Below are 6972 nucleotides of genomic sequence, written 5' to 3'. Positions count from 1 at the left end.
AGATGTGTATAAGAGACAGCCCTACTCCCCACTCCCTACTCCCCATCTCTACCCCCCAACCTGCATCTTCGTAACCATCGCTACCTAGATCACCGATAAGTCCAGGCTAAGCTATGGCTACATAGAACTTGACAAAATACCCCAAATCGTTAGCTTAGGGTTAGCCACAGGGCAGACCAGACTGTATCAAGGAAGGGACGTTAGACATGCCAGAGGTTGAACAACAGTCACCCCATCGTGTGGTCATTGTCGGCGGTGGATTTGGTGGCTTGTATGCGGCTAAAGCGCTCGGTCGATCGCCCGTCGAGGTGACGCTGATTGACAAACGCAATTTCCATCTATTCCAGCCATTGCTTTATCAGGTGGCTACCGGCTCACTATCCCCAGCTGACATTTCCTCACCCCTCCGGGGCATTCTCAGCCGCAACCGCAATACCAAAGTGCTGATGGAAGAAGTGGTTGATCTGGATCCCCGGCAGCAAAAGGTGATCATGCGGGGTGGCGAATTAAGCTACGACAGTTTGATTATTGCTACAGGTGTGAGCCATCACTACTTCGGGAATGACCAATGGAAAACTACCGCCCCCGGTCTGAAAACGGTGGAAGATGCGCTGGAAGTGCGGCGGCGGATTTTCATGGCATTTGAAGCTGCCGAGAAAGAACCCGATCCTGCTAAACGTTGTAGTTGGCTGACCTTTGTGATTGTCGGCGGTGGCCCGACGGGGGTGGAACTGGCAGGGGCGATCGCGGAACTGGCATTCAACACCCTGAAACATGACTTTCGGACGATCGATACCGCAGAAACCCAAATCCTGTTGTTAGAAGGGGTCGATCGAGTGCTGCCCCCCTATCCCGCCGAGCTATCCGCCAAAGCCGCGCAATCATTGGCAGATTTAGGAGTCACTATCCGCACAAAAACCTTAGTCACCAATATCGCTGACAATGTGGTGACAGTGCGGGAAGGCGATCGCACCGAAGAGATTCCAGCCCACACAATTCTCTGGGCAGCCGGAGTCAAAGCCTCTGGTTTGGGCAAAGTGCTGGCAGAACGGACGGGAGCTAACCTCGATCGCGTTGGTCGGGTCATGGTGGAACCGGATCTCAGTTTGGCTGGGTATCCCAACATCTTTGTGATTGGCGATCTGGCACACTACGCCCATCAAGACGACAAACCTCTCCCTGGCGTAGCCCCTGTGGCAATGCAGGAAGGAGAGTATGTTGCGAGGTTAATCAAGCAGCAGATCAAGGGACTGACACCTACTCCGTTTAAATATGAAGAGTTTGGCAGTCTCGCCGTGATTGGTCAAAATCATGCGGTGGTCGATCTGGGATTTGCCCGCTTCTCTGGGTTGATTGCCTGGTTAATTTGGGTATTTGCCCATATCTATTACTTAATCGAATTCGATAACAAACTGATTGTGATGATTCAGTGGGGTTGGAACTACTTCACCCGCAACCGAGGGGCGCGACTGATTACCGGAGAAGCCGAACTCCTACAAGTCGAATTTGACTCCCACGGCGGGTTTCATACCCCAACCGCCAAAAAACCGATCGAGGTTTAGCCTGATCAAGAAGTTAGGAATGAAAATTAAATAAGTTCGATACTTCTTTGTACGGGCGAACGGTCGTTCGCCCCTTCAGAGGGCAGAATATTCGACTTTATTTAATCCATGATCCTTAGCACTGATCCTCAGCTTCTAAGTCTCTTGATAGACTGGATGAATTGTTTTAGATCGGGAGTCTATGCACAAGCGTCCCACGTTTGATAGTAGCCAATTGATGCGACGGGCAGATGACCTGATTTCGCACGCCTCCAACCGTTACCGGATCACCGTTCAAGTGGCGAATCGCGCCAAGCGCCGTCGGTTTGAGGATTTTGACAACAATGAAGACTCGGCTGTGAAGCCAGTGATGCGGGCAATTATTGAAATGTCCGACGAACTGACTCAGCCTGAAATCATCGGCGAATAGTCATCCTGATTCAGGTCATTGGTGCTGGAAGAGTGACCAATGACCTCACCATTCTTTACTAAGATTTTCGATGAGTAAGCAGAAGTGGGTTCGGCGCTGGTTTAGCGTCATCATTGCGATCGCCCTATGTACGATCGGCGGTTTGATCATGACAGAACACCAGGCAGCACCGCCAGCGATCGCCCAATCCATTCCTCGAGTTCGACCGGAAGGAGTCTGGCAACAAATCTACCAGCAGATCCCCGATCTACCGCGAGAAAACCAGTACGTCAGTAAAGAAACCAAACAGGTTGCCACAGACAATACCCTGGTCGGTCGATTTATTCGCTATCACCTCTATAGCAAGGGACGATCGCCCTTCTATCGCCTCGACTGGAAACTCAGTCTGGCAGACTACCTAGGAGTGAATGAACGCATAGAAGAGGCTGATTATCCCAGCCGCGCCACTCTCAACCAAAACCCGATGGAAGGAGATATTGCGGCAATCAATCGCCTGACCCGCGCCCAACGGGAGGCATTAGTGCAAGCGTTGGTCGATGCCTTTACAGTCAGTGCATCATCTACGCCTTCCCCTCAACCTTAGGAACCTGGTTGGTATGGCACGTTTGGTCAAAAGTGGGCAGGGTTGGCGGATTGGGATTGATGCGGCAGCACCGAAATTTCAAGGCTTAATTGGCACAGATGACTGGGCATTGGAATTGACTGCTGCTGAGTTAGATGATTTCTGCCGCTTAGTCACCCAATTGACGCAAACGATCGCCCAAATCCGCCATGAACTAATGGACGAAGAAACGATCGCCTGTGAGGTCGAAAGCGATTTAGTCTGGCTGGAAGCCGAAGGATATCCCCAGTCCTACAGCCTGCATATTATCTTACTGACGGGGCGCGGTGGCGAAGGTCGCTGGTCAGCCGCCGTTGTGCCAGAGTTGCTTCAGGCAATCCAGTCTTTGCAGGTTTTTTGAACTTTGTCCGCTGAATTGGGAAATTTGTTTACAAAACGATCGCGTTCCTATGTTATAGTTGTTAAGCCGACAAACGAACCGGGGCGTAGCGCAGCTTGGTAGCGCACTACTTTGGGGTAGTAGGGGTCGTGGGTTCAAATCCCGCCGCTCCGATTGGTTCAGACCCTCTCAATGAGAGGGTTTTGGTATTTTAAATGGAATTTATAAACTGGTGATTTGCGGAATTACCAAAACCAGGGCTACGGTTGCTAACCAAGCAGAGCATTAAACCCGTAGCCAATACAAATAATGCCGAAGGTTACGAGGCTAATAAACACAGCCAGCAGTTTGGGACGCAAAACTTTTCTCAGAATCACAATTTCCGGGAGTGAGAGCGCCGTAACCGCCATAGTAAACGCTAATACAGTTCCTAGAGGCATCCCTTTATTAACCAAAGCTTCGGTAATCGGCATCACGCCAGCAATATTGGCATACAACGGCACACCTAAAATGACGGCTACCGGAACCGCCAAGGGATTATCAGCCCCGGCAATTTGAGTCACTAATGTAGTTGGCACATACCCATGAATGCCTGCCCCGATCGCAATCCCCACGACTACATAAAGCCAAACGGATTGAACAACTTGCTTAGACTGATACCAGCCCTGTTGGAAGCGTTGGTGCCAACTCAGATGAGCTAGTTCGATCGGATGATCTTGAGCGATTCCTTGAGCGGCATGGTGTAGTTGCCATACAAAAGGTTCTACCCAGTGTTCTAATTTAAGTCGCCCGATTGTATAACCAGCGACGATCGCGAGCAACACCCCAAAGCTGATGTATAAGAGGGTGACGTGGAAGCCAAATAGTCCCCATAGCAAGATCACAGCCACTTCATTCACCATTGGGGCTGCAATCAGGTAAGAGAAGGTTATCCCTAACGGAATCCCAGCTTCCAAAAAGCCGATAAACAGGGGTACTGCTGAACAGGAACAAAACGGTGTAATGATTCCTATCATTGCTGCCAGGATATTGCCACCGAACGTCCGTTTGCCAGCCAACCAATGCCGCACATTTTCAGGTTGGAGAAAACTTTGAACTGTTCCAACTAAGAAGCTGATAACCAGCAGCAGGGTTAGCACTTTGGGAACATCGTAGAGGAAAAAATGCAGGCTAGCTCCCAGGTGCGAGTTTACAGATAAACCCAAGAGATGAGTCACAATCTGTGTTGCCAGCCAGTCAAATGGGTAAAACGGATCAAACATAGGTTTGTCCTTAATGGCTTAAGCTTGCAACAGGAGTTGAATCTCTTCGGTAGAAATCACCTTACCTTTGCTACGCACGTTCCCATTGATTGCTAATGCTGGTGTAGACATCACTCCACGCTGAGCAATTTCAATTGGATCTTTGATATGCACTATTTCTGCTTCTAATTGCAATGCCGCGATCGCGGCTCTGACATTGCGTTCTAATTGCTGGCACTTTTGGCAACCTGATCCCAATACTTCAACCTTAATGCCGCTCATTGCTCAGTCCTCATATCAATATTGGACTGCGATCGCCGCCATTATCCTGAGTGAATTTCATCAGCATGATCTAAAACCACACATTGCCGATCTGGGGTTTGCAGATGTTCGGAACACCGTTGAACCAGTGGGATTAACTCATCATGCAAAGCTTGTAACTGGTGAATGGTGTCTGCAATTTCTTGAAGTTTCCGGCTAAGGCGATCGTGCAGTACCCCGCAGGTCAGCGATCTCTGATCTTTCAACGTCAGAATGTCCTTAATTTCATCCAGGGTCAGTCCCAACGACTTGGCACGAACAATAAAGGTAAGTCGTTCCACATCCTGCTGACTAAATAATCGATAGCCCGCCTCAGTTCGTTGCGGCGACGGGATTAATCCAATCCGTTCGTAAAAGTATAGGGTCTGTGGATTAATCTCTAGCTGGCGTGAAACTTCCCCCACCTGGAACATGGATATGGCTCCATTGCAATCGCATAGCCTTATCCTAAGCCTTATACCCTGGTATAAGGTCAAGGGTTGTTCCAGGTGATTTCAGTTAAATAACGCTAAAGCTTGATGGAGAAAAGTTTTCAGCTTTTCTGCCATTTCTGGAGTGGGGCAACGATCGCCGATGAACGTCCAATTTTCGACCGTAGAGAGCCACCAGCGTTTGCCCGTGTGATCGAAGCCAGCGATTTCCGCCCCGATCGCCCGCCGAGTGTCTGCAATGGGATCAGTATAAAAGCGCATTTGTAACAGGATGCTGCGACTTTGGAGGAGGCGAGAAAAGCCAGGGAAGTGAAACCCAATGTCGATCGAGTCGGGGTCAACTAACTCGCGGGTATCGGGATCATTTGCCCACGGCTTCAGATCCGATCGAGCATCGGGAAACTCTGCTTTAAACAAATTGACGACAGCAGCAATCTTCGTGGCAGTTTCGATACTACTTGCCTGTTCGGCGGCATTCACTCGCAATCCCCTCCAGGTGATCGAGAATTAGATGCAGAATAACTCAAAAATACTTTACAAACCACCGATTGATCATTCTGTGTGATTTGCAGCGGAATGTTGACCTGGATTGTAGTGCATCAGAAACATTGGGAAGCCAAATCGCTTGGCGAATGCCGATAACCCGAATTTGATTTGTAGCGATCGCGGTAGCTCCTGCCACGTCACAGACTGAAATCCCAGCCGCCGATAAAACTGCGCCAAGTTTGATCCCAGGCATTCTAAATACAATGGCTCCGTTGCCTGCTGAATTAGATGGTGGGTCAACGCTGTGCCTAATCCCTGTCCCCGCCATTGCCGAGCCACCACCAGACTGCCTAACTCCTGGGCGGCGGTAAACGATCGCAACTGTCCACAGGCAATTACCTGTCCAGCCTGGTCAATCACCCAAAACTGCGACCAGCGCAACTGAGTTGGATCCAGTTTAGCGCCCAACACCAACCACCGGATTGCTCCCAAATCCTGACGTTGGGCAGGACGGAGGATCAATCCGGCAGGTAGCACGATGGACATAGTTAGCGAGAACGGAGGTCGGAAATGGCGTTCATTGCCATGGAGGCGATCGCCTGTTCCGTAGCTTTGGGCAGATGGTGATATTTGCCGCCTGCATGAGTCGCCAGTTCCTTGGCAAATCCAGTGGAAATAAATTTGTTTTCGGTATCGATTACTAACAACTGGAAACCGATCGCCCGGATTTTATCAGCAATGTCCAGTAGTTCGGCTTTAATATCCGGCTTTTCCCCTTCCATGATCGGTTCTCCCAGCGATCGTGCCAAAGGGATATTACCGCGACCATCGGTAATCGCTACAATCACCACCTGACCAATATCCCCCGATTGCTTGGCATTCATGCCAACCCGTACCGCTTGGGTCAGTCCGTGGGCTAAGGGGGAACCACCGCCACAGGGCAAGCGATCGAGACGGCGTTTAGCCGCTTCAATCGATCGAGTCGGTGGCAACAACACTTCCGCTTGTTCGCCCCGGAAGGGAATTAACGACACCTGATCGCGATTTTGATAGGCTTCGGTCAGTAACCGCATCACCGCACCCTTAGCAGATTGCATCCGGTTGAGTGCCATCGAGCCAGAAGCATCCACCACAAACACAACCAACGCTCCCGCTTTTCGGGCTAATCGTTTGGAGCGGACATCGCCCTGTTCCACAAACACCCGTTTGCGCGGGGGGGCTGAAGTAGAGGCACTGGCTGCCGCCCGTTGTCGTCTGGCTTTTTGGTAGGGAGCCGCCGCCCGTAAGGTCGCATCCACCGCGATCCGCCGCACTGCTCCCTTGGGCAACATCGGTTTGACATACCGACCGCGATCGTCCGAGAAAATCAGCGTTCGACTCCCAGACTTGCCCTGCCGAGTTGCCATTTGAGCAAAGTACAACACCGATGGATCGAGAATCACCCCTTCCGCATCAAACACAAATTCCTCTGGGATGTTCATTGAGTCGGGTTCTGACTGTGACTCGTTTTCTTCCTCTTGCTCCTCTTCCTGCTCCTGTTCTTGCTCCGACTGATCCTGGGGCTGTCTCTTATACACATCT

General features: G+C 50.6%; 10 protein-coding genes and 1 tRNA gene. 5 read left to right on the top strand and 6 right to left on the bottom strand.

All coding sequences use genetic code 11. From position 1 onward, the window contains the following. Positions 1 to 206: 206 nt before the first annotated feature. From ACN4EK_RS31635 to ACN4EK_RS31615, 5 genes are all read left to right on the top strand, one after another. Positions 207 to 1562, top strand: a complete 1356-nt coding sequence (locus ACN4EK_RS31635; RefSeq protein ID WP_431662425.1) for an NAD(P)/FAD-dependent oxidoreductase — start codon at positions 207 to 209, stop codon at positions 1560 to 1562. Positions 1563 to 1743: 181 nt separating this feature from the next. After that, positions 1744 to 1971 carry a DNA-directed RNA polymerase subunit omega gene (locus ACN4EK_RS31630; RefSeq protein ID WP_431662424.1) on the top strand — a complete coding sequence of 76 codons (228 nt, stop codon included), beginning with the start codon at positions 1744 to 1746 and terminating at the stop codon, positions 1969 to 1971. Positions 1972 to 2041: 70 nt separating this feature from the next. Continuing rightward, the gene (locus ACN4EK_RS31625; RefSeq protein ID WP_431662423.1) at positions 2042 to 2554 is read left to right on the top strand and encodes a hypothetical protein; all 513 of its coding nucleotides are present in this window, start codon (positions 2042 to 2044) and stop codon (positions 2552 to 2554) included. Between the two features lie 13 nt (positions 2555 to 2567). Continuing rightward, a complete protein-coding gene (locus ACN4EK_RS31620; RefSeq protein WP_431662422.1) occupies positions 2568 to 2933 on the top strand; it encodes a DUF1818 family protein in 366 nt (121 codons plus the stop codon). Positions 2934 to 3012: 79 nt separating this feature from the next. Further along, positions 3013 to 3086: transfer RNA gene (locus tag ACN4EK_RS31615), tRNA-Pro, on the top strand. Positions 3087 to 3181: 95 nt separating this feature from the next. Here the strand turns inward: ACN4EK_RS31615 and ACN4EK_RS31610 are convergent. From ACN4EK_RS31610 to ACN4EK_RS31585, 6 genes are all read right to left on the bottom strand, one after another. Continuing rightward, positions 3182 to 4174, bottom strand: coding sequence for a permease (locus tag ACN4EK_RS31610; RefSeq protein WP_431662421.1), 993 nt, complete (start codon positions 4172 to 4174; stop codon positions 3182 to 3184). 18 nt (positions 4175 to 4192) lie between these two features. Continuing rightward, positions 4193 to 4435, bottom strand: coding sequence for a thioredoxin family protein (locus ACN4EK_RS31605; protein WP_431662420.1), 243 nt, complete (start codon positions 4433 to 4435; stop codon positions 4193 to 4195). A 41-nt stretch (positions 4436 to 4476) separates the two neighbouring features. Next, positions 4477 to 4887, bottom strand: coding sequence for a heavy metal-responsive transcriptional regulator (locus ACN4EK_RS31600; RefSeq protein ID WP_431662419.1), 411 nt, complete (start codon positions 4885 to 4887; stop codon positions 4477 to 4479). 81 nt (positions 4888 to 4968) lie between these two features. After that, a complete protein-coding gene (locus ACN4EK_RS31595) occupies positions 4969 to 5385 on the bottom strand; it encodes a hypothetical protein (RefSeq protein ID WP_431662418.1) in 417 nt (138 codons plus the stop codon). 72 nt (positions 5386 to 5457) lie between these two features. After that, positions 5458 to 5937 (bottom strand): GNAT family N-acetyltransferase, encoded by a 480-nt coding sequence (locus tag ACN4EK_RS31590; protein WP_431662417.1) that lies wholly within the window; start codon positions 5935 to 5937, stop codon positions 5458 to 5460. A gap of 2 nt (positions 5938 to 5939) precedes the next feature. Continuing rightward, positions 5940 to 6972, bottom strand: a 1033-nt coding sequence (locus ACN4EK_RS31585) for a VWA domain-containing protein (protein WP_431662416.1), incomplete at its 5' end; no start/stop codon positions are given.

It is taken from the genome of Pantanalinema rosaneae CENA516 (assembly GCF_050753385.1).
Classification (GTDB): Bacteria; Cyanobacteriota; Cyanobacteriia; order Leptolyngbyales; family Leptolyngbyaceae; genus Pantanalinema; species Pantanalinema rosaneae.
The sequence above is the reverse complement of the archived record's forward strand: the minus strand, read 5'-3'. Positions and strand labels throughout refer to the sequence as shown.